Source organism: Nocardiopsis akebiae (assembly GCF_018316795.1).
GTDB classification, from domain to species: Bacteria; Actinomycetota; Actinomycetes; order Streptosporangiales; family Streptosporangiaceae; genus Nocardiopsis; species Nocardiopsis dassonvillei.
Genome location: NZ_CP074132.1, coordinates 2,716,206 through 2,737,599, shown reverse-complemented (window position 1 = coordinate 2,737,599; position 21,394 = coordinate 2,716,206). Strand labels below are relative to the sequence as shown.

The 21,394-nt window shown below is 74.6% G+C and carries 19 protein-coding genes; 4 read left to right on the top strand and 15 right to left on the bottom strand.

From position 1 onward, the window contains the following. Window positions 1–16: 16 nt before the first annotated feature. From KGD83_RS11825 to KGD83_RS11785, 9 genes are all read right to left on the bottom strand, one after another. Entirely contained in the window at window positions 17–961 is a 945-nt protein-coding gene (locus tag KGD83_RS11825; RefSeq protein ID WP_212643805.1) for a hypothetical protein, read from the bottom strand. A gap of 294 nt (window positions 962–1,255) precedes the next feature. Beyond that, window positions 1,256–2,506: a cytochrome P450 family protein gene (locus KGD83_RS11820; RefSeq protein WP_212643804.1), complete on the bottom strand. Its 1,251-nt coding sequence runs from the start codon at window positions 2,504–2,506 to the stop codon at window positions 1,256–1,258. Beyond that, window positions 2,506–3,720 (bottom strand): cytochrome P450, encoded by a 1,215-nt coding sequence (locus KGD83_RS11815; RefSeq protein ID WP_212643803.1) that lies wholly within the window; start codon window positions 3,718–3,720, stop codon window positions 2,506–2,508. The genes KGD83_RS11820 and KGD83_RS11815 overlap by 1 nt, the downstream gene beginning before the upstream one ends. Before the next feature lie 137 nt (window positions 3,721–3,857). Then, window positions 3,858–5,102 (bottom strand): cytochrome P450 family protein, encoded by a 1,245-nt coding sequence (locus KGD83_RS11810; protein WP_212643802.1) that lies wholly within the window; start codon window positions 5,100–5,102, stop codon window positions 3,858–3,860. Beyond that, complete coding sequence (locus tag KGD83_RS11805; protein WP_394358115.1) at window positions 5,102–6,337, bottom strand: cytochrome P450; 1,236 nt, start codon at window positions 6,335–6,337, stop codon at window positions 5,102–5,104. The genes KGD83_RS11810 and KGD83_RS11805 overlap by 1 nt, the downstream gene beginning before the upstream one ends. Before the next feature lie 11 nt (window positions 6,338–6,348). Then, window positions 6,349–7,005 carry a GTP-binding protein gene (locus KGD83_RS11800; RefSeq protein ID WP_212643800.1) on the bottom strand — a complete coding sequence of 219 codons (657 nt, stop codon included), beginning with the start codon at window positions 7,003–7,005 and terminating at the stop codon, window positions 6,349–6,351. Continuing rightward, complete coding sequence (locus KGD83_RS11795) at window positions 6,986–7,345, bottom strand: DUF742 domain-containing protein (protein WP_212643799.1); 360 nt, start codon at window positions 7,343–7,345, stop codon at window positions 6,986–6,988. Before KGD83_RS11795 ends, KGD83_RS11800 begins: the two co-directional genes overlap by 20 nt. Next, window positions 7,342–7,746 carry a roadblock/LC7 domain-containing protein gene (locus KGD83_RS11790; protein WP_013153774.1) on the bottom strand — a complete coding sequence of 135 codons (405 nt, stop codon included), beginning with the start codon at window positions 7,744–7,746 and terminating at the stop codon, window positions 7,342–7,344. Before KGD83_RS11790 ends, KGD83_RS11795 begins: the two co-directional genes overlap by 4 nt. Beyond that, window positions 7,746–9,095, bottom strand: a complete 1,350-nt coding sequence (locus KGD83_RS11785) for an ATP-binding protein (RefSeq protein WP_212643798.1) — start codon at window positions 9,093–9,095, stop codon at window positions 7,746–7,748. The genes KGD83_RS11790 and KGD83_RS11785 overlap by 1 nt, the downstream gene beginning before the upstream one ends. 999 nt (window positions 9,096–10,094) lie before the next feature. Between KGD83_RS11785 and KGD83_RS11780 the strand changes: the two genes are divergently transcribed. Then, window positions 10,095–10,478: an RNA polymerase-binding protein RbpA gene (locus KGD83_RS11780; RefSeq protein WP_013153776.1), complete on the top strand. Its 384-nt coding sequence runs from the start codon at window positions 10,095–10,097 to the stop codon at window positions 10,476–10,478. Window positions 10,479–10,664: 186 nt separating this feature from the next. Here KGD83_RS11780 and KGD83_RS11775 read toward each other — a convergent pair whose 3' ends face one another. The 4 genes from KGD83_RS11775 to KGD83_RS11760 form a co-directional block, all read right to left on the bottom strand. Beyond that, the gene (locus tag KGD83_RS11775; RefSeq protein WP_249352284.1) at window positions 10,665–11,456 is read right to left on the bottom strand and encodes an HAD-IIA family hydrolase; all 792 of its coding nucleotides are present in this window, start codon (window positions 11,454–11,456) and stop codon (window positions 10,665–10,667) included. Window positions 11,457–11,717: 261 nt separating this feature from the next. Continuing rightward, complete coding sequence (locus KGD83_RS11770; RefSeq protein WP_212643797.1) at window positions 11,718–12,470, bottom strand: SCO1664 family protein; 753 nt, start codon at window positions 12,468–12,470, stop codon at window positions 11,718–11,720. A 58-nt stretch (window positions 12,471–12,528) separates the two neighbouring features. Next, a complete protein-coding gene (locus tag KGD83_RS11765) occupies window positions 12,529–13,110 on the bottom strand; it encodes a DUF3090 domain-containing protein (protein ID WP_047872134.1) in 582 nt (193 codons plus the stop codon). Between the two features lie 224 nt (window positions 13,111–13,334). Further along, entirely contained in the window at window positions 13,335–14,129 is a 795-nt protein-coding gene (locus KGD83_RS11760) for an MSMEG_4193 family putative phosphomutase (RefSeq protein WP_212643796.1), read from the bottom strand. 232 nt (window positions 14,130–14,361) lie between these two features. On the opposite strand from KGD83_RS11760, the gene KGD83_RS11755 reads away from it, so the two are divergent. Continuing rightward, entirely contained in the window at window positions 14,362–15,315 is a 954-nt protein-coding gene (locus KGD83_RS11755) for an aldo/keto reductase (RefSeq protein WP_212643795.1), read from the top strand. A 149-nt stretch (window positions 15,316–15,464) separates the two neighbouring features. On the opposite strand, the gene KGD83_RS11750 is transcribed toward KGD83_RS11755, so the two are convergent. After that, window positions 15,465–17,738: an LLM class flavin-dependent oxidoreductase gene (locus KGD83_RS11750; RefSeq protein WP_212643794.1), complete on the bottom strand. Its 2,274-nt coding sequence runs from the start codon at window positions 17,736–17,738 to the stop codon at window positions 15,465–15,467. A gap of 100 nt (window positions 17,739–17,838) precedes the next feature. Between KGD83_RS11750 and KGD83_RS11745 the strand changes: the two genes are divergently transcribed. Beyond that, window positions 17,839–18,492, top strand: a complete 654-nt coding sequence (locus KGD83_RS11745; RefSeq protein ID WP_212643793.1) for a MarR family winged helix-turn-helix transcriptional regulator — start codon at window positions 17,839–17,841, stop codon at window positions 18,490–18,492. A 263-nt stretch (window positions 18,493–18,755) separates the two neighbouring features. Beyond that, entirely contained in the window at window positions 18,756–20,822 is a 2,067-nt protein-coding gene (locus KGD83_RS11740) for a helix-hairpin-helix domain-containing protein (protein ID WP_212643792.1), read from the top strand. 329 nt (window positions 20,823–21,151) lie between these two features. Here the strand turns inward: KGD83_RS11740 and KGD83_RS11735 are convergent, their stop codons facing one another. Continuing rightward, the gene (locus KGD83_RS11735; protein WP_212643791.1) at window positions 21,152–21,358 is read right to left on the bottom strand and encodes a hypothetical protein; all 207 of its coding nucleotides are present in this window, start codon (window positions 21,356–21,358) and stop codon (window positions 21,152–21,154) included. Window positions 21,359–21,394 lie beyond the last annotated feature (36 nt).

Sequence of the window (21,394 nt, the reverse complement as noted above, 5' to 3'; positions counted from 1 at the left end):
GGGCACGGCCCCGCCGCTATCCGACGGGCAGTTCGATGTCGATCACGGCCGAGCACTCCTCCAGGCAGCCGCCCACGGTGAGCGTGCCGCCGGGTTCGGCTCCGGGGAAGAGGAACGCGGCGTGGGTGCCCTCTCCGCGGTCGAGCGCGTAGCGCCCCACCGCCTCGCTCGCCCGGAGCCCGCCGCCCCCGCCCTGGCCGCCGTCGCCTCCTCCGCCGGCGTAGGAGGCCTGGAACAGGTCCAGGCTGACCCTGTCGGCGGTGGTGAACTCCACCGTCACCGCCAGGGGTTCGCCGGAGGCGGCCCGGTGGGCGGTCAGCAGCCGGGCGCGCACCCCCTCGGACTCGTCCGTGACGTCCTCGGCGACCAGCAGGCCGGGGCCCGGATCGCGGCCGTCCACGCGCAGGTCGGCGAGCAGACCGTCCTCGGCGGTGAAGCTGCCGTAGGCGACGCAGACCGGCTCGGTGTCCGGATCTTCGCCGGAACAGAGCTCGTAGCCGTCCGGGGTCTGCCCGACCTCGGCGTCCGGGGCGGGGCGGCCCCCGTCGGCCCGGGCCTGGGCGATGGCCGTCTGGTGGAGCAGGTGGGCGCGGGCGGCGGAGTCCTCGGCGGTGCGGGGCAGCCCCTCCCGCATCCGCCCGGGGTCCCCGGTCCGGGCCAGGGAGTCCATGTAGTCCGCGACGCTCCGGCTCGGCGCAGCCACCGCGCGCGCACCCTCCGCACCGGTTCCGGCGAGGGGTCCGTGCGGGGAGGGCCCGCCCCGGGGCTCGGCGCTCGGGGCCGCGGACCGCTCGGGTCCGTGCGGCGCGCCGTCGGCGTCCGGCTGTCCGGGCCGGGGTCCGGGCAGGGCGGTGGGGTGGAGCGACCACTCCTCCCCCGGGGCGGCGTCCGGCGGCGCCCCGCAGCCGGAGGCGACGAGCGTGGCCAGGGCCGCGGCGGCGGCCAGCCTGGTCGGCGTCATGTCCGTTCCCTTCCCCGTGCGGACCGGCGGCCAGCCGAGCCTACGGCCGGGAGGCGTCAACACGGGGGTCGCACGGCGTAAGGACTTCTTGACGCGGGGCGGGAGCCGTCCCGGGACACCTGCCTGCCCCGGGACGGCGGGGAGGCCGGGCCCGGTACCGCCCGCCCCGCGACGCGGACCACCCCGGCCGCGCCGCCCCGGCCGGAGCGCGGCGGGGCCGCACGGCGCGGACCCCGCTCCCCGGCCGTGGCTGCCCGGGGCGCGGGGCGGTGCGCACGCCGTGCGGCCCACCGGTCAGGGGCGCAGCAGGACCGGGAACTTCCTCAGGCTGGTGACCGAGAGCGCGGACTGCACCCGCAGCTCCTCGTCGGGGACGGCCAGCCGCAGCTCGGGGAAGCGCTCGAAGAGCATCGGCAGGATGATCCCGGCCTCCAGGCGCGACAGCGGCGCCCCGGGGCAGATGTGCGGGCCGTACCCGAAGGTGATGTGGCGCCCCTTGGTGCGCTGCGGGTCGAAGACGGACGGGTCCGGGTCCTCGCCGAACTCCGCGCGGTCGCGGGTGGCCGCGCCGTAGTGCGTCATCAGCGCCTCGCCCTTGCGGATGGTCTGTCCGCCGACCTCCACGTCCTCGGTGGCGAAGCGGAACATCATGACGTTGTTGGGCGGGTCGTAGCGCAGCGTCTCCTCCACGACCTGCTCCCACGTGACCTTGTCCGCCTTGAGCAGGGCGAACTGGTCGGGGTGGGCGAGCAGGGCGCGCACCACGTTGTTGAGCAGGTTGACGGTGGTCTCGTGCCCGGCCGCCACCACCGTCAGCAGGGTGATGGTGACCTCGGTGTCGCTGAGGGAGTCGCCGTCCTCCCGGGCCCTGAGCAGGTCGGCGGTGAAGTCGTCGTGCTCGTCCAGGCTGGCGCGCTTGCGGGCGACCATCTCGGCGAAGAACTGGAACAGGGCGCCGTAGATCCGCAGGTGCTCGCCCTCCTCGGTGGTGCCGGAGAAGAGCTTGGCGTACATCTCGCCGAGCTGGGCGTACTCGGCCTCGGCCACCCCGTACAGTTCGCCGATCACCCCCATGGGAACCCGGAAGGTGAACTCCGACTTCAGGTCCAGGGGTTCGTGCGCGCGCGGCTCCAGGGCGTCAAGCGCCCGGGCGGTGACCTCCTCGATGCGCGGGCGCAGGCGCTCCACCCGGCGCGCCGAGAACGGGCTGGCGGTGAGCCTGCGCATGCGCCGGTGGGCGGCGCCGTCCTGGGCCAGCATGTTGGAGCCGTCGGTGGGGATCGTGCCCATCAGCGGCCAGCCCTCGGGGACCCGGCCGCTCTGGTAGTCGTCCCAGTGGTCGACGCTCTTGACGAACCGGGGGTCGTTGAGGGTGGCGCGGCTGACCTCGTGGTGGGTGGTGGCCCAGGCGCGGACCCCGCCGGGGAGTTCGACCCGGGTGACGGGTCCGGCCTGGTGGAGGCGTTCGCGGTCGGCCTGCACGTCGTCGGGGACGGCGTGCACCAGCGGGATTCCGTCGGGGGTGTGCTGGACGGGGCAGGGCATCACAGGACTCCTTGCGGGGGTGTGGGGGTGAAGGCGACCGGCAGCGAGACGACTCCCCGCACCCAGGGCGAGGGCCGCCAGCGGACCTCCTCGGCGGGGATGGCCAGTTCGACGTCGGGCAGGCGGTCCAGCAGCACCTCCACCGCCGTGACCGCCATGACCTCGGCGATCCCCTGCGCGGCGTGGGGGCAGCTGTGCTCGCCGTGGGAGAAGGACAGGTGGGCGTGGTTGCCCCGGACGGCCGAGGAGCGCTCGCCGGTGTGCAGCCGCGGGTCCTTGTTGGCCGCGGCGTAGCCCAGCAGGAGCAGGTCGCCCCTGCGGATGACCCGGCCGTCCAGCTCGACGTCGCGGGCGGCGAAGCGCCCGGCGTTCATCTGGGACGGGGAGTCCTCCCAGAGGACCTCGGCCAGGGCCTCGCGGACGCTGCTGCGGGCGCCCGCCATGGAGGCGGAGAAGCGGTCGTCGGTGAGCATCAGGCGCAGCGCGTTGCCGATCCACTCGGAGGTGGTCTGGTGGGCTCCGCCCAGGACGGCGACCAGTTCGGCGACCAGGTCCGCGTCGCCGTAGCCCGCCGGATGGGCGATCATCCGGGACACCACGTCGGGCCCGGGCTCGGCGCGGCGGGAGGCGACGAGCCGGGTGAACTCGGCCGCGATCTCGACGTGGGCCCCGACCGCGTCGGGACCGGCGTCGAACATGGTGCCCATCAGGGTGGTGACCGCCTCGCCGCGGTCGTCGTCGAGGCCGTACATCCAGCACAGGACCAGGGACGGGAGCCGCTGCGCGTAGTGCGTGCGCAGGTCGGTGCCGCTGGAGGCGCAGAACCCGTCGACGAGGCGGTCGGCCAGGCGCGCGGTGACCGCGCGCAGCTCGTGCGGGTCGGCCCCGTTCAGGGCGTCGTTGACCGCGGCGGTGCGGCGCCGGTGCTCCTCGCCCTCGGCGGAGAGCAGGTTGGGCTGGGGCGCGAGCACCGGCAGCAGCGGCCAGTCCCGCGGCACCCGGTCCCAGGCGTTCCAGCGGCGGGGGTCGCGCGCGAACACCTCGGGGGTGTTGAGGACGTGGTGGAGCTCGTGGTAGCCGATGACCAGCCACGCGGGCACGTCGCCCTCCATGAGCACGGGCACCACGGAACCGTGTTCGGCGCGCATGGCCCGGTAGGAGCCCTGGGGGTCGGCGTTGAAGCTGGGGTCGTACAGCCGGACGGGGTCGGCCACTCTCGGTCCTTTGTGGTGAAGGGTACGGGCGGCCGCTCGGCTCGGCCGCCGGGGACGGGTTCGGGGCCGCCTCCGGGGTTCCGGGGACACCGGAGGCGGGTCCGATGGGCGCGTCGGCCGGGTCTTGGGCCGAGGCGCTAGGGACGCAGCAGGACGGGCAGTTCCCGGAGGCTGTTGACGATGATCGAGGGGTGGCGGCGCAGCTCCCCGTCGGGGACCGCCAGCTCCAGGTCGGGGTAGCGCTCGAAGAGCATGGGCAGGGCGATCCGTCCCTCCATGCGGGCCAGGGTGGCCCCGGGGCACACGTGCGGCCCGTACCCGAAGGAGATGTGGCGGCCCTGGGAGCGGGTGAGGTCGAAGGCGTCGGGGCGGGGGTCCTCACCGTGCTCGGCCCGGTCGCGGCTGACCGCCCCGTAGGAGACCATGAGCGCCTCCCCCCTGCGGATCGTGCTCCCGGCGGCCTCGACGTCCTCGGTGGCGAACCGGAAGATCATGTTGGAGGTGGGCGGGTCGTAGCGCAGCGTCTCCTCCACGACCGCGTCCCAGCCGACCTTCCCCTCCTTGACCAGGGCGAACTGATCGGGATGGGCGAGCAGGGCGCGCACGGCGTTGCACAGCAGGTTGACGGTGGTCTCGTGCCCGGCGGCCACGGTGACCTGGAGGGTGCCGCGCACCTCCAGGTCGGTGAGGGCGTCGCCGTTCTCGTCCGCGCGGAGGAGCTCGCTGGTCAGGTCCTGCCCGGGCCGGGCGCGCCTGTCGGCGACCATGTCGTCGTAGTACTTCTCCAGGGTGGCGTAGACCCGCATGAACTCCTCGGGGCCGGTGACCGAGGAGAAGAACTCCACGTACAGCTCACGCAGGTGGTCGAACTCGCTCCGGTCCACCCCGTACAGCTCGCCGATGACGTTCATCGGCAGCCGGAAGGCGAACTCCGACTTCAGGTCCAGGGGTTCGTGCGCGCGGGGCTCCATGGCGTCGAGCAGTTCGGCGGTGAGCTCGTGGACGCGCGGGCGCAGGCGCTCGACGCTGCGCGCGGAGAAGGCCCGGGCGGTGAGCAGGCGCAGCCTGCGGTGCTCGGCCCCGTCGGCGCCCAGGAGGTTGGTGGGGGTCGGCGGGATGGTGCTGAGCAGCGGCCAGGCCTCGGGGACGCGGCCGCTCTGGTAGTCGTCCCAGTGGGCGACGTCCTTGACCAGGCGGGGGTCGGTGAGCAGCGCGCGGGCGGCCTCGTGATGGGTGACGGCCCAGGCGGTCACCCCGCCCGGCAGTTCGACCCGGGTGAGGGGCCCGGCGGCGTACAGGGCCTCGCGCTCGGCGCGCAGGTCGGTGACGTGGGGGTCCAGGACCACGGTGCCGTGGGGGTCGTGCTGTAGGGGGCAGGGCATCAGTTCGCTCCCAGGGGCGGTACGGGGGTGAAGGCCACGGGCAGTGAGGCGACGCCCCGCACCCAGGGTGAGGGGCGCCATCGCAGCTCGGAGGGGTCGACGGTGAGTTCGAGGTCGGGCAGCCGGTCCATGAGCACCTCGATACCGGTCACCGCGACGACCTCGGCGATCTCCTGGGCCGGGTAGGGGCAGGAGTGCTCGCCGTGGGAGAAGGACAGGTGGGCGTGGTTGCCCCGGTCGCCGGGAGCGGGGCCCGCGGAGCGCACACGCGGGTCGGTGTTGGCCCCCGCCAGCCCGAGCAGCACCATGTCGCCCCGGCGGATGACCTGTCCGCCGAGCTCCACGTCGTGGGCGGCGAAGCGGCCCGCGTGGACCTGTGTGGGGGTGTCCTCCCACAGGACCTCGTTGAGGGCCTCCCTGGCGCTGCGGCGGGCGCCCGCGAGGGAGGAGGCGAAGTGGTCGTCGGTCAGCATCAGGCGCAGCGCGTTGCCCAGCCACTCGCCGGTGGGCTGGTTGCCGCCCCCGAGCAGGACGACCAGCTCGGGAACCGCCTCCTCGTCGGTGTAGCCCGCCGGGTGGGCGAGCAGGCGCGAGACCACGTCCGGCCCGGGCTCGGCGCGCCGTCGGGCGACGAGTTCGGTCATGGCGGCCAGGAGGGCGCGCTGGGCCTCCAGTGCCCGGGCCCCGCCGTCGATCATGGTGGTCATGAGGGAGGCGACGTGGTCGCCGCGCTCGTCGTCCAGCCCGTAGAGCCAGCTCAGCACCAGGGCCGGCAGGCGGGCGGTGTAGGAGGGGCGCAGGTCCGTCCCGGCCGAGGCGCAGAAGCCGTCGACGAGGCGGTCGGCCAGGCGCGCGGTGACCGCGCGCAGCTCGTGCGGGTCGGTCCCGGCCAGGGCGTCGGCGACCGCTCCGGCGCGCCTGCGGTGCTCGTCCCCTTCCGAGTACAGGACGGTGGGCAGCCGCATCACCAGCGGCAGCAGCGGCCAGTCCGGCGGCACCCGGTCCCAGGCGTTCCAGCGGTGCGAGGCGCGCGCGAACACCTCGGGGGTGTTGAGGACTTGTTGGAGCTCGTGGTAGCCGATGACCAGCCACGCGGGGACGTCGCCCTCCATGAGCACGGGCACCACGGAACCGTGTTCGGCGCGCATGGCCCGGTACAGGCCGCCGGGGCCGGTCCGGAAGTCGGGGCCGTGGAGGCGGACCGGGCAGGTCCCGGTACTGTTCACCGGGCGGATCCGGGGGCCGCTCACCGGGCGGCTGCCGCGACCAGGGCGCGGACGTGGCCGACCAGCGCGATGAGGACCTGTTTGGCCGAGTCGCGTGCGCGCGCGTCGCAGCGCAGCAGGGGGACCGAGGCGTCCAGGTCCAGGGCGGCGCGCACCTTCTCCAGACTGTGCTCGGCCTCGCCGAAGTCGTTGTGGGCCACGACGAAGGGGGTGCCCTGGGCCTCCAGGCGGTCGATGGCGTAGAAGGAGTCCTCCAGGCGCCGGGTGTCCACCAGGACCACCGCGCCCAGGGCTCCGGAGAAGAGGCGGTCCCACAGGAACCAGAAGCGCTCCTGGCCGGGGGCGCCGAAGACGTAGAGCACCGAGGCGGCGTCCAGGGTGATACGGCCGAAGTCGAAGGCGACGGTGGTGGCGCGCTTGGACTCCACCCCGTCCACGTCGTCGACGCCGTGCCCCGCCCGGGTCATGGTCTCCTCGGTGCTGAGCGGGCGGATCTCGCTGACCGAGCGGACCAGGGTGGTCTTGCCGACCCCGAAGCCGCCCACGACCGCGATCTTGAGGGCGTACTCGGCGGTGTCGGGCAGAGGGGCGCGGGCGGCCTCGCGGGCGCGGTCCGCCGGGGCGGGCGGGGAGTCGGGGGGCGGGGCCGAGGGGGGATCAGAGGTTGTGGAGTGCAACGAGCACCTTCTCCAACACTTCCGGGGAGGCGAGGGGGTGGGCCGGTGAGGGCGCGGGGCGGGGGTGGCGCGCGGTGGCCAGGCCGGTGTCGAGCAGGTCGGTGACCAGGATGCGCACGATCGCCACGGGCAGGCGCAGGTGGGCGGAGATCTCCACCACCGCCGTCGGGCCGCGGCACAGCCGCAGGATCCGGGCGTGCTCGGACTGCATGCCGGGGGCGGGCGCGCTCTCGGCCACGATGAGGGTCACCGCGTCCAGGGAGTCGTCGGCCCCGCCGCTGCGGCCCGAGGTGATGACGTAGAGGCGGTCCGGACCCTCCTGCTGGTGCGGGCGCGTCATACCGGTCCGGCTCCGGCGCGGGGCGGGGTGGTCAGGTGCTCGCCCATCTGCTCGACCAGCTCGTTCATGTTGTGGCCGACCAGACCTGGTTCGGCCTCCTCGGAGGTGATGACGGCCAGGTGGGCGCCGTGTCCGGCCTCGACGATGAACAGCAGGCCGCCGTAGAACTCGGCCATGGCCTGGCGGACGCCGCCCGCCCCGTCGCCGAACTCCACCGAGGCGCTGTGCGCCAGGCTCTGCACCCCGGCGGCGATCGCGGCGAGGTGGTCGGCGCTGTCGGCGCGCAGGCCGGAGCTGTGGCAGAGCTTGAGCCCGTCGCGGGAGAGCACGAGGGCGTGGCGGGTGCCGGGCGTGCGTTCCAGGAGGCCTTCGAGGAGCCAGGTCAGCGTGTCGAGGTCCATCATGCGTCCTTGTCGTTCGGGCCGCGCACCGCGGAGCGGAACTCGCCGAAGCCCCTCGCCACGGCGGCGGGGTTGCTCCTGCGGGGTGCGGGCCTGGTGTTCTCGGCCGCCGCGAGGGTCCGGCCGCGGCGGCGCCGGGGCAGTCCGTCGACCTCCTGCGCGGCGGTCTCCGCCGCGGCCGGGGGGATCGCGGCGGGTGTGGGGGCGGTGCCGGGTTCCCGTGCGGGCCCGGGCAGGGACGCCGGGGAGTCGGGGACCACGGGCTCGGGGAGGGGTTTGACGAGCTTGCGGGGCAGCAGCAGGACGACCGCCGTGCCGCCTCGCGAGGAGGAGCGGAAGGACACCGACAGGCCGTAGCGGTGGGCGATCTGGCCGACGACCGACAGACCGAGGCGGGTTCCGGAGATGGCGGCCAGGTCCAGGCCGTTCTCGACGGCGCGGCGGGCGCGGCGCAGCGCCTCCTCCCCCATGACCAGGCCGCCGTCCTCGACCATGACCGCGATTCCGGCCTGGACCTCCTCGACGTGGACGTGGACCTCGGCGGTGGGCGGGGAGAACCTGGCGGCGTTGTCCAGGATCTCGGCCAGGGCGTGGATGACGCCCTCGGCGGCGAACCCGGCGACCGCCCGCGTGGAGGCGTTGTGCACGCGGACGCGCTGGTAGGCGCCGATGCGGGCCATGGCTCCGCGGACGACGCTCTCCATACCGATGGCCCGGCCCCAGCGGCGGCCGGAGCGGGCCCCGGTGAGGACGGCGATGCTGTCGGCGACGCGTCCGACCTGGGCGGTGCTGTGGTCCAGGTGCATCAGGTCGCCGAGGACGTCGGCGCTGGTGTCCCCGTCGCCGTGGCGCTCCTGCATCCGGCGCAGGTCGGCGAGCATGGTGGTGCTCAGTGCCTGGACGCGCCCGGCGGCGGTGGCGCAGGCGGCCATGGCGGCCGAGCGGCGGCGTTCGGCGGCGGCGATCTCGGTGGCGGCGGCCCTGAGGACGGCGCGGCCCCCGTGGTCGGCGGGCAGGGGCAGGGCGCGCAGGGCGGTGTCGGCGGAGTCGCCCGCGCGCAGGCGCCGGGCCAGGAGCGGCAGGTGCTCGTCGGCCAGGGAGGCGGTGTCGGCGCGCAGCGCGTCGAGCCGGGCGCCCAGGCCGCTGATCCGCCGGGCGCGCCGGTCGAGCAGCACCGCGAGGACCAGCAGGAGCAGGAGGGGGACCGCGGAGGCGGCCAGGACGGGCAGGGTCCGGGCCTCGGGCGCGGCCCAAAGGGGCACGGCCCAGAAGGGCAGCGCCGCGAGCGGGAGGAGGAACCAGCGCGACGCGGGCACGGCTCCTCGGGGGAGGGGGGTCTCAGCAGTCATGGGGCTCCACGTCCGGCCGCGCCGTCGCTCCTGGTTCCGGCACGTGAGGACGCACCGAAGGGGACATTTCCGGCACGATGTGCACATCCAAAGGAAGGGATTAATTACCCCTACCTACGCTTTTCGGTGCACGGCGAGTCAACATACCACCAGACACCTCGGGCGGCCATGGCGGCACAATGGAATCCTTATCGCACACGGGTGGCGGAGAGCTGGATTCCCTACCACAGCGCGGATTCCGGAGAGTGATAATCAGCGGAGCGAGAACGTCCGACCTTTTCTGGAATCCATTGTCGGGCGCACGGCTTTTCCAGTCGTGAACTGCGGGAACCGTACGTCGGCGGGCGCGCAGGGAAGCGCGGTGAGGGTGGACGCAGTGTGACGGGCGGGGTCGGTGCGGGGCCGCCCCGCGGCCACGGGTGGCCGGGAGCGGCCGCGGACGTCGGCGCGGAACTGGCCTGAGTCGGCCACGGGTCCGGCCGGGGACGGACGCCGACCGACGGGACGGCGCGGCGGGTCGCGAACGGCGACCGGAGGAACCGCGCGGCGGTCGAGGGGACGAAGAGGACGGCGACCGGCTGGCGGACGGAAGGAACACGACCGGCCGCCGACCGACGGCGGCGGGCCGTGCGGAGGGAACGTGCTCGACGACGACGGACACGCGGCCGCGCATCCATCGGCGGGACCCCGCCGCTGCCGATTCGGCCCCGGGGCCGCGTCCCCGCCCCCACCAGGCAGGAGGGTGCGCCGGGAGGGCGAAAGCGGGGCTTAGCGGATGTTTTTCGCCCCTGGCGGGCGTATATAGAGACACACCCGAAACAGTCAGCCTGGAGTGTCCCAGGTCACATGTGCCACACTCAGCGCACCGGACGATGTTTTGGGATCGGGGTGGCCCCCGGACGCCGGAGGTGGTTCGACCTCAGGTCAGCGGGGAATCTTGACGTGGACCGACGCGTTACACCCCGCGAGACCGCACAAGCGCCTGGAGGCACCCACACGATGGCCGAGCGAGCACTTCGCGGCACCCGGCTCGGGGCGACGAGCTACGAGAACGACCGCAACACCGACCTGGCTCCGCGGCAGGAAGTCACCTACGACTGCACCCGGGGCCACCGCTTCTCGGTCACCTTCGCGACCGAGGCAGAGATTCCCGCCGAGTGGGAGTGCCGTTTCTGCGGCGACCGCGCCCTGCGGCGGGACGGCTCCGGCGAGGAGCCCAAGAACGCCAAGCCCACGCGCACCCACTGGGACATGCTGCTGGAGCGCCGGAGCATGGAGGACCTGGAAGAGGTCCTCGCCGAGCGCCTGGCCCTGCTCCGCGCCCGCCGCCGCGAGGAGGCGGCCAAGGTGGAGGAGATCGCCAGGCAGCGGCAGAGCGCCTGAGCACCCGCGACACACGGGGGCGGCGGACACGGTCCGCCGCCCCCGTCGTCGTGTCGGCCCCCGGCGGCACCCGGGCCGGGGGAGCGATCCCGTTCCCATCGCCGTGCGGGCGCCCGCACGGCGATGGGAGCGGGATCACCGCGGGAAGACGGCGTGCGCCCCTCCGCGGCGGCCCCGGCGCGGACCCTAGTCCCGCTGGAAGGGGTCGCGGGTGATGCCCACCAGGTCTTTGACCGACCCGATCACACGGGTGGGGCGGTAGGGGAACTGCTCGGCGGTCTCGCGCTCGGAGATGCCCGAGAGCACCAGCACGGTCTGGAGGCCCGCCTCCAGACCGCTGAGCACGTCGGTGTCCATCCGGTCGCCCACCATCAGGGTGTTCTCCGAGTGCGCGCCGATCCGGCGCAGCGCCGACCGCATCATCAGCGGGTTGGGCTTGCCCACGAAGTAGGGGCGGCGGCCGGTGGCCTTCTCGATCAGCGCGGCGACCGCGCCCGTGGCGGGCAGCGGACCCTCGGCGCTGGGACCGGTCTCGTCGGGGTTGGTGGCGATGAACCGCGCGCCGCCGCGCACCAGCCGGATCGCGCGGGTTATCGCCTCGAAGCTGTAGGTGCGGGTCTCACCGAGCACCACGTAGTCGGGGTCGCGCTCGGTCATCACGTAGCCGACGTTGTGCAGGGCGGTGGTCAGGCCGGACTCGCCGACGACGTAGGCCGACCCGTTGGGGCGCTGGGTCTGGAGGAACTGGGCGGTGGCCAGGGCCGACGTCCAGATCGACTCCTCGGGGATGTCCAGGCCCGAGCTGAGCAGACGCGCGCGCAGATCGCGGGGGGTGTAGATGGAGTTGTTGGTCAACACCATGAACGGAATCCCGTTCTCGCGCAGCTCCGCGATGAGCTCGTCCGCGCCCGGGATGGGGTGCTGCTCGCGTACGAGCACGCCGTCCATGTCGAATAGGTAGTTCCACTCGTTGCTCACGTGCCCATTGTGCCGTCCGGGGCAAGGAGCACGCCATTCCCACCCCCTGGTAGGCGAGTACCCTCACACCGCTCCGGTCCCGGCGGCGGGCTCCTCCTCAAGGAAACGCCCGTCCGGGCGCGGGGGGAGCGGTCCTCCGGCCCCGGCCCGCACGCACCCGATCTCCGCCACGGGGTTCCCTCCCACCGGTGCCGCCGGGCCCTACGACGTCCCCGGAGCGGCTCGGGTTCGCGGTCGGGCGGGCGGAGGCCGTCCCCGGACTCAGATCGGCGGCCAGGGCACCGCGGGCCAGTCCGGCGCCGGGTAGGGGTGGATGCCGTGCCGGATGAGCAGGTCCACCCGGCTGCGCACCGCGTAGGCCTCCGGTCCGGTCAGGTGCCGCGCCAACTCCTCGGACAGGGCGCTGTCCGCGTCGGCGAGCTGGTCGCGCACCGACCCCAGGGCCTCCAGGGCGTCCTGGGGCAGCGGCTGGCCCTGCCACTGCCACAGCACGGTGCGCAGCTTGTAGTCCTCGGCGAGGGAGACCCCGTGGTCGCAGCCGTACAGGTGGCCGCCGGGGGTGGGCAGCAGGTGGCCGATCTTGCGGTCGGAGTTGTTGATGACCGCGTCGAACACCGCCATGCGGCGCAGGTCGGTGTTGTCGGTCTCCCGTGCCAGGGCGACCAGGTCCACGGTGGAGTCTCCGTGCACCCACAGCTGCACCATGCCCTCGCCGAACGGGCCGTCCCGGTGCACGGTGGGCGGGACGATCCCCCAGCCCAGGGCCTCGGAGACGGCGTGGGCGCTCACCTCGCGCCCGGCCAGGGTCCCGTCGGGGAAGTCCCACAGCGGCCGCTCCCCCGCCACCGGCTTGTACACGCATGCGGCCGAGCGCACGCCGTCGGAGACGGTGCAGTACAAGGTGGCGTTGGAGGCGGCGGTCAGCCGCCCCTCGACGGTGATCTCTCCGGTGCGGAGCAGATCGAGCCCGACGGCCGGACTGAGGCCGTCGAAGGCGTCGGCTGTGTCCCTCATCGCGGGCCCCCGGGTCTGCGCGGCCGGCGGCCCGCCGGTGGTGTGCTCATCGGCGTGCTCAGACGAGGCTGTCCGGTCGGTAGCCGTTCTGGCGTACGCAGATGTGGCCGCTGGGGTCGAGCGGGCGTCCGCACAGCGGGCAGTCCGGGCGTCCGGCGGCGACCACCTTCAGCGCGCGTCCGGCGAAGGAGCGCGCGGCGCCGGGGGTGAGGTAGACGCGCAGGACGTCGCGGTGGGCGGGGGCCTCCTCGGCGAAGACCTCCAGCTCCTCCTCGTCGTCCTCCAGCAGGTCCTCACCGGCGGTCTCGTCGATCTCCTGGGCCTCGATGATGACGCGGGCGGCCTCGGCGTCCCAGGCCAGGGCCAGGGTGCCGACCCGGAAGTCCTGCTCGATGGGCTGCTCCAGGGGAGCGTCGTCCTCGGGCGGAGCGGTGTCCTCCGGCGGGGAGCCGAAGCGCCGGTGCACCTCTTCCAGTAGTTCCTCGATACGGGTGGCGAGCGCCTCGACCTGCGCCTTCTCCAGGACCACGCTGGTGATGCGCCCCTCGCCCACGGCTTGGAGGAAGAAGGTGCGGTCTCCCGGCTGGCCCACGGTCCCCGCGACGAACCGCTCCGGCGGATTGAACTGAAAGACGGGCATGCCAAGAACCTTACGGGATGCGGGCCTCCCGGTGCCAAACCTGCCGGAAGCGCTGGTGGACCCGGGTGGGACCGAAGGGCCGGGCACCGGGCGGGTGCGCGCCGCGCCGCGGTGCCGTGGCCTCGGCCGTCGAGGTCGCAGCCCGGCCCCGGCGGCCCGCCGGGGCCGGGCTGGACGCGCGCGGGGGCGAGTCCCGGCGTCCCGCCGACGCGGAGGCGGGACCGTCAGGGGGCGTCGGCGGCGGTCTCCTGGGAGCCCGCGCCGCCGCCCACGGCCGCGTCGCCGCTGGCCTCGGCGGGGGTCGGCAGGCTCGCGGTCAGGCTCTCCCCCGTGTCGTTGAGCTTGTTGAGGAAGGGACGGGTGCGCGTGTAGGTGATGGAGGTGACCGAACAGGGGTCCACCCGCAGCCGCTGGAACAGGTCCAGGTGCATGCCGAGGGCGTCGGCGACGACGGCCTTGATGATGTCGCCGTGGCTGCACACCACGTACACGGGCGGGTCCTGGGGCGCGGACGGGGCGCCCGGGGCCGGGTCCCGGGGCGGTGCAGTGAGCAGGCGGGCGTTCCAGTCGCGCACGGCCGCGACCGCGCGGGCCGAGGACTCGGCCAGGGCCTCCCCGCCGGGGAAGCGCGCGGCGCTGGGGTGGTCCTGCACCACGCGCCAGAGGGGTTCGTCGGACAGTTCGCCGAGGCCGCGACCGGTCCAGGAGCCGTAGTCGCACTCCACGAAGCGCTCGTCGGTGGTGACGGGGACGCCGAGCTGCGCGGCGACGGCCTCGGCGGTCTCCTGGCAGCGTTCGAGCGGGCTGGAGACCAGGGCCGCCGGTCGGAGCCCGGTGAGCCGACCGGCCAGGTGCGCGGCCTGGACGCGGCCGGTGTCGTTGAGGTGGACGCCCTCGGCGCGCCCCGCCAGGCGGGGGCCGGTGGCGTCGGTCATCCCGTGCCGGACGAGGAGGAGGGTGACCGCCTCGGGTGCGGGCGGCGGGGGCGGAGTGTCCTGGGGTGCTGCGGGTGTCGCCATGGTCACAGGGTAGGCCCGCGGCGGACGGGAGGGCAGGACCCCGGCCGCGGTCGCGGGAACGCTGTGCCGCGGCGGGCGCGGCGGATCCGGGCCACCAGGTTCGCGGAGCCCGTTCGCGGAGCCGGAACACGGGCGCGGGCGCGGCGAACGCCCCGGTCACGGCCGCGTCCGAGGGGAGCGGCGGGGGTGTGCCCGAAGGGCCGCGTCGGACGGACGCGGTACTCTCCGCCGCATGGAACAGCGACAGGTGGGCAGATCAGGGCTCTGGGTCTCTCGTACCGCTCTCGGCACGATGACCTGGGGCAAGGACACCTCCGAGGAGGAGGCCGGGCAGCAGCTCACCGCGTTCGTCGACGCGGGCGGCACGCTCGTGGACACCGCGGACATCTACACCGGCGGCCAGAGCGAGCGGATCCTGGGGCGCCTGCTGCGCGCCTCGGTGCGCCGCGAGGACGTGGTGGTGGCAACCAAGACCGGCCACACGCCCGACGGCTACCGGCCGGTGGACGCCTCCCGACGGCACCTGCTGGCCTCCCTGGACGCCTCGCTGCGACGCCTGCAGACCGACTACGTGGACCTGTGGCAGCTGCACGTGTTCGACCCCTCCACGCCGCCCGAGGAGTCGCTGGCCGCGATGGAGACGGCGGTTGCGGCGGGCAAGGCGCGCTACGTGGGCACGGGGAACCTGGAGTCGTGGCAGTTCGCGACCCTGGCCACCTGGCAGCGCGCGCGGCCCGGGAGCGTGCCCCTGGTGAGCGTGGGGACCGAGTACTCGCTGCTCAACCGGGGCGCCGACCACGGCCTGCGGCCCGCCGCGGCGGTGTCCGGGGCCCACCTCATCTCGTGGTCGCCGCTGGGACGCGGCGTGCTCACCGCCAAGTACCGCAACGGGACTCCGCCGGACTCGCGGGCGGCCTTCCCCCACATGGCGCCGTACGTGGAGCCCTACCTGGACGAGCGCAGCCGCCGGGTGGTGGAGTCGGTGTGCACGGCGGCCGAAGGGCTGGGCGTGTCGCCGCTGGCGGTGGCGCTGAGCTGGGCGCGCGACCAGGAGGGCGTGGCCGCGGCGGTGGTCGGTCCGCGCACCCTCGCGCAGCTGGAGGAGATCCTCGGCGTGGAGGGCGTGGAACTGCCGCCCAAGATCCGCGACGCGCTCGACGACGCCACGGCTCGCCCCGAGCGCTGACACCCCTCCCCGTCGTCGGCGCGCCCCCGGACCCTCCTCCGGAAACCACGCGCGGCGAACGCGCGGAGCGGCACCGAACGGCGGCGACGCCCCCGGCGCACGCGCGCGGGAGAAGCCCCACCGGCCGTCCGGCTTCCGGCCGTGCCCGGTCAGCCCCGGGTCGCGGGCGGGATCGGGAAGTTCTTGTCGAACACGTTGTGCGGGTCGTACACGGCCTTCAGGGCCCGCAGCCGGTCCAGAGTGGGCTCGGGGAAGGCCTGCGCGAGCACCTCGGGCCCGGTACGGGTGTCGAAGCTCAGGTACATGCCCTCCAGGTGCTTGTCCAGGTCCGCCCACCGCTGGTCCATGCGCACGGCGCTCCGGGTCGCCGTCATGGCCGCCAACACGAAGTTCTGCGACCGGTGGGCGTAGGCGGTGGCGTCGGCCGCCAGGTCGTTGACCGCGCCGCCCACCTGTCTGAGCTGCATGAACATGACGTCGCCCGAGGTGAGCAGCCCGGCCAGGCCCTCGGCCGCGTCCGGGGTGACGTGGTGCAGCAGGCCCGAGCGCGCCTCGGGCAGCCCGTGACCCTGGTGGGGCCCGTCGGGTCGGGCCAGGATCGCGGGGTAGGGGGCGAGCTGGGCGCGCTGGTCCAGGACCGGGCCCACGGACAGGAAGGGCTCCAGCGCCCGCACGGCCAGGTCGGTGTCCTCCCCGGCGTAGACCACCATGGCCTGGGCCGCCGGGCCGCGCCCGCCGCGCGCGGGGCCGGTGGTGAGGAAGGCGGTGACCTCGCGCGGCGCGGCCTCGGCGACCTCGCCCCAGGCCCGGAGGAAGGCGGCGGTGTCGGTCGCGTCGTAGACGAACTGGCCGAGGACGACGTCGCGCACCGGGGCGGCCGTGGCCTCGACGGCGGTGAGCACGCCGAAGTTGGCGCCCGCGCCGCGCATGGCCCAGAACAGGTCGGGGTGGTGGTCGGCGTCGGCGCGCACGGGCGTTCCGTCCGCGGTGACCACCTCGACGGCGGTGACGTTGTCGATGGTCAGACCGTGGGCGCGGGACATGTAGCCCACGCCGCCGGTGGTGGCCAGGCCCCCGACGCCCACTCCCCCGTGGTCGCCCGAGCTGAGCGCCAGGCCGTGGAGGGCGAGGGTGTCGGCGACATCGCCCCAGCGGGCCCCGGCGCCGATCCGGACCAGGCCGGAGTCCGCGTCCAGCACCTCGGCGCCGTTCATCCGCGACAGGTCCACGACGACGCCGTCGCCGGTGGAACGTCCGCTGATGCCGTGGCCGCCGCTGCGCACGTGCAGGTCGGCGTCCTGGGCGCGGGCGTGGGCGAGGGCCTCGGCGACCTCCTCGGCGCTGCCGGGGCGCAGGACCAGGCCCGGTGAGCCCTTCTGCATGTAGCCGTGGCGGACGCGGGCGTAGGCGCGGTCACCGGGTTCGACGGCGTGCTCGCGCAGGCTCTCGGGAACGCCGTCGTAGTCGATGCCCGAACGGCGCGCGGCCAGGGAGGCGGCGGCGCGGGCCGGGCCGGTGTCGGTGCCCGCGTCGGCGCGTTCGCGGTCCACGGCCTCGCGCAGGGCGGGGGCGACCTCGGCGCCGAAGGTCTGGATGGTGCGCGGGTCGTCGGTGCCCACGATGAACGTGGAGTAGCCGTGTTCGAGGACCAGGGGCAGCAGGTCGTCCACCCACTGCTCGGGCGGGCCCTGGAGGAAGTCCTTCCCGGTGGGCAGGAACGCGATCTGGGCGAGGTTGAGCATGCGGCGGACCTGGCGGGGGTCGCGCCCGGCGGCCTGCGCGGCCTCGTCGATGGTCCGGTGGGCCCCGGCCATGTCCTCCAGCTTGAGGTAGCCGAGGCTGGGCAGCCAGCCGTCCGCCTTGGCGCCGACCAGGCGCAGCATGCGGGGCTTGTAGGCGCCCAGGCTGATGCCGATCTCGTGGGCTGGGGCGGGGCCGCGCTTCATGCCGCGCACGCGGTGGTGCTCCCCGTCGACGCGGACGCCGCCGCGGGCGTCGGTGTCCCAGACGGCGCGGATGACGTCGATGCCCTCGCTGAGCGCGTCGACGGCTTGGCGCGGGGTGAGGCGCTTGCCCCCCATGCCCTCGATCCCGTCCCAGAACGCTCCGGCGCCCAGGGCGAGTTCGAAACGGCCGTGGGAGAGAAGGTCGAGGCTGGCGGCGGAACGGGCGAGCATCGCTGGCGGGCGCAGGGGCAGGTTGAGGACGTTGGCCGACACGCTCAGGCGCGTGGTGCGCGCGGCCGCCCAGCTCAGCAGGGTCCAGGTGTCGAGGAAGCCGGGGTTGTAGGGGTGGTCCTGGAAGGTGGCCAGGTCCAGTCCGGCCGCCTCGGTGAGTTCGGCGAGCGCGACGGTGCGGTCGGGGTCCTGCGCCGCGGGTGTGATGAAGGTGCCGAACCTCAGGGGGTGTCCGTAGTCGGGCATTGGGTTCTCTCCTCGGGAGGAAGCCGGAACTAGTTTGTCGAACCAACGATGCTGGCAACAACTTATCTTGTGTTCCACCTATTCCTGGTAGCCTCGGAGCATGGCACTCCCCACTTCCAAGCCCGGTCGGACCCCGGCCGGGGACGCGGGCCCGAACACGGGCACGGCCGCCGACACGGGCACGGCACCGGAAGCGGGCGCGGACCCGGCTCCGGGACAGGACACCGACCTGGGGTGGTCGCTGGCCGTGCTCCTGCGCCGGTGGCACGAGCGGGTGGAGGCGGTCCTGGACGGGGTCCCGCACGGCAGCCGCGGCTACCACGTGCTCACCGCGGTCTCGCTCGACGAGCCCCCCACCCAGGCGGCCCTGGCCGAGCGGCTGCTCATCGACCGCAGCGTGATGACCTACCTCCTCGACGACCTGGAGGAGGCCGGCCTCGTGCGGCGCCGGGTGGACCCCGGCGACCGGCGGGTGCGGCGGGTGTGCGCCACCGCGCACGGCCACGAGGTGCTGGCCTCGCTCAGCGAACGCGTGCGTGAGGCGGAGGAGCACGTCCTGGCGGGACTCGACCCGCCCGCGCGAGAACTGTTCCGCCGGATCGCCCAGCTCGCGGCCGTCTCCGTTCAGGAGTCCTCCCCCACGACCGACCCGTGCGCGGCCGTGCGCCGGGTCGTCGGTCCGGACGATCCGGGAGGGAGGCCGGTGAAGCGGGAGGGGCGGCGGGGGCGCGGCAACCGGGCGAAGCGGGAGTAGCGGGCGGGCCGGGGGCGCTCCCAGGGCCGGAATGGTCCGGCGTCGGGGAGGTTCCGGAACGCGTCCGGGAGACGCTCGGGGTCCGTGCGGCCGGTGCGGACGACGACCGGCGCGGACGACGGCGACCGGCCCGGACGGCGGCAGGCGACGGCGGGCGGAGCGCGTGGCGGCGGGGGCGCCCCGGAAGCGGGAACCGAGCGTCGTCGCCAGTCGATAGGCTCCCCCAGAGTCCGTGAACCGTATGACGAGGGGAACCGCCCGAGGTGTCCGAGGCAGAACAGGTCAGTGCCGTCCTTGACCGGATGGGCGCGCCGGGCGCCCTGGCGCCGCGGCTGCTGGGCGTGCTGGGGCCGGGGGCCGCAGCCGCGCTGGACGCGAACCCGTGGCTGCTGCTGCACCTGCCGCAGGTGACCCCGGAGCAGGCCGACTTCTGCGCCCGCAGACACCTGGGCGAGGGCGCGCGGCCCGGCGACCCCCGGCGGCTGGCGGCGCTCACCGGGCACGTGCTGCGCATGTCCGCCGCGCGCGGGCACACCGTGGTCGAGGAGAAGAAGCTGGCCTCGGTCGTGGGCGGGTTCGGGGTGGCCGATCCGGCCGCCGCGCTGGAGGCGGCCGTGGCCGACGGGAGCGCGGTGGTGCTCGAGAGCACCGACGAGGACGACGACGAGGACTTCGACTTCAGCGGGGGCGGGGTCCCGGACCTGCCCGACACCGAACTGTTCTACGCCCTGCCCGAGGTGGGGCACGCCGAACAGCGGCTGGGCGAACAGCTGCTGCGGCTGATCGGCGGCAACGAGCCGATCATGGACTCGGCGACCGCGGGCGAGACGGTGGACGCGGCCGTGGAGCAGGGCGGGTTCACCATCTCGGATCGCACGCGCGAGGCCCTGGTGACGGCGACCCTGCGCCCGGTGACGGTGCTGCGGCACGGACCCGGCGACGCGGCGGAGATCGCGCGGGCGCTGGTGTGCCTGGACGCGATCGCCACCGACAGCCAGGTGGGGATCGCGGTGGCGGCTCCGACCGCGCAGGCCGCGGCGGCCGTCAACGCCGACCTGGCGCGGGTCCGCGGGGAGCGGGCCGCGGCAGGGGGTTCGGAGGAGGCGCGGGCTTCCGGGGGTGCCGGAGGGGCGCCGGAGGCCGGGGCCGGGAGCGGGGCCGCCGAGGAGACCCGGGGTGCCGGGGAGGACGAAGCGGCGCGGGGGGCTGAGGGCGCTGAGGCGGCCTCGGACGCGCAGGAGACTCCGGAGGCACAAGGGGTTTCGGAGGCACAGGAGACACCGGCTAAGCAGGGGGCTTCGGACGAGCAGGGGTCCGAAGAAGCTGACGAAGCGCGGGAGCAGCCGGAACAGCGGAGCCCACAGGGACAGCAGGGCCAGGAGGGACAGCAGGGGCCCGGCGAGGACGTGCAGCCCCCCGTGCGGGCGGTGTCGCTGCCCGTGCTCCTGGCGCAGGCGCCGCTGAATGCCGGTCTCGTGGTGCTGTGCGAGGCGATGTCGGTGGGCGCGGCCCGTGCCGCCGAACTGGCGTCGGTGTGCGCGGACGACGCCCACCTGGTGCTGCTGGCCGACCCGAACCAGGCGCCCTCGGCCACGCCGGGCCAGGTGGTGGTGGACATCGCCGCGTCGCGGACCGCGCACGTGGCCGAGGTGGCCGACGAGGACGCCCCGGGGCCGATCGCGGAGCTGGCGGCGGGCGTGGCCTCGGGCGGGGTTCCCGAGGTGGAGGCGCCCGGACGCGAGGTGGTGCGGGTTCCGGCGGCGTCGGCCGAGGAGGCGGTGCACCGGGTGGTGCAGCTGGTGACGGACTCGATTCCGCGCGCGTTGGGGATCGGGGCCGAGCACGTGCAGGTGGTGACCGCGCGGGAGGACGGCCCGGCCGGTGCGCGGGCGGTCAACGCCGCGTGCAAGGAGAGGCTGAACCCGGGGCCGGGTGCGCACGGCGGATTCGACGTGGGCGACCGGGTGCTGTTCACGGCGGAGGGCCCCGGTTACGGGCCCGGTGACACCGGTCGTCTGCGCGGGGTGGACGGCGGTGCCGTGGTGGAGCTGGTCGGCGGCGGTCGGGTGAAGGTGACCGACCCGGCGGCGCTGCGCCCGGGCTGGGCGGTGACGGTGGCAGCCGCGCACGGGGGCCGCTGGCCCGCCGTGGTGGCGGTGTTCCCGCCGGAGGTTCCGGTGTCGCGGCCGCAGGTGTACACGGCGCTGACCCGCGCGACGCGGCACGTGTCGCTGGTGGACGCGACCGGCGGCGGGCTGGAGACCGGTGTGCGGGAGAACGCGGCGAAGGAGCGGACGACCCGCCTGGTGAGGATTCTGCGCGAGGGGTAGGCCCGCGGTTCGGGAAGCACGCGCCCCGCGCACGCGGGGATGGTTCCGATCGAGCCGGGTCGGAGTGCGGCGGTTTCCCAACGCTCCCCGGGCACGCGGAGGCGGTCGTCCACAGGCGGAAGCCGGGGGTTGGCGGCGGGTGGGAAGGCCAGCCAGACTGGATTCGGGGGCGCGTTACGCACCTGCGCGGAGCGAGCACTCCCCCGAATCGAGCGTAGCCCGCCCGTCCGGCACCGCACCAGACCGCTCTTCGCCCTGTGGACAACCTGCGGTCCCGCGCACGCGGGGGAGGGTCCCGATCAAGCCCAGTCCGTCGGCGCGGGGCGTCGTCATCCCATCTGGCCGGGGTACTTGACGGCTCGGGCGACGACCTTCGCGTACCGGTCGGCCTGCTCGTCGGTGTGCGCGTACATGATGATCGTGTCGGAGCCTCGGGACCGGACCTCCCAGACCGCACCCGTGCCGTGTGCTCCGGGCGGCAGGTTGGTGAAGAGGACGTCGGGATAGCGGGAGGACAGCTCCTCGTGAGTAGCCATGGTGGACACCGTAGCCAGGTGTGGCCGGTTACGGGT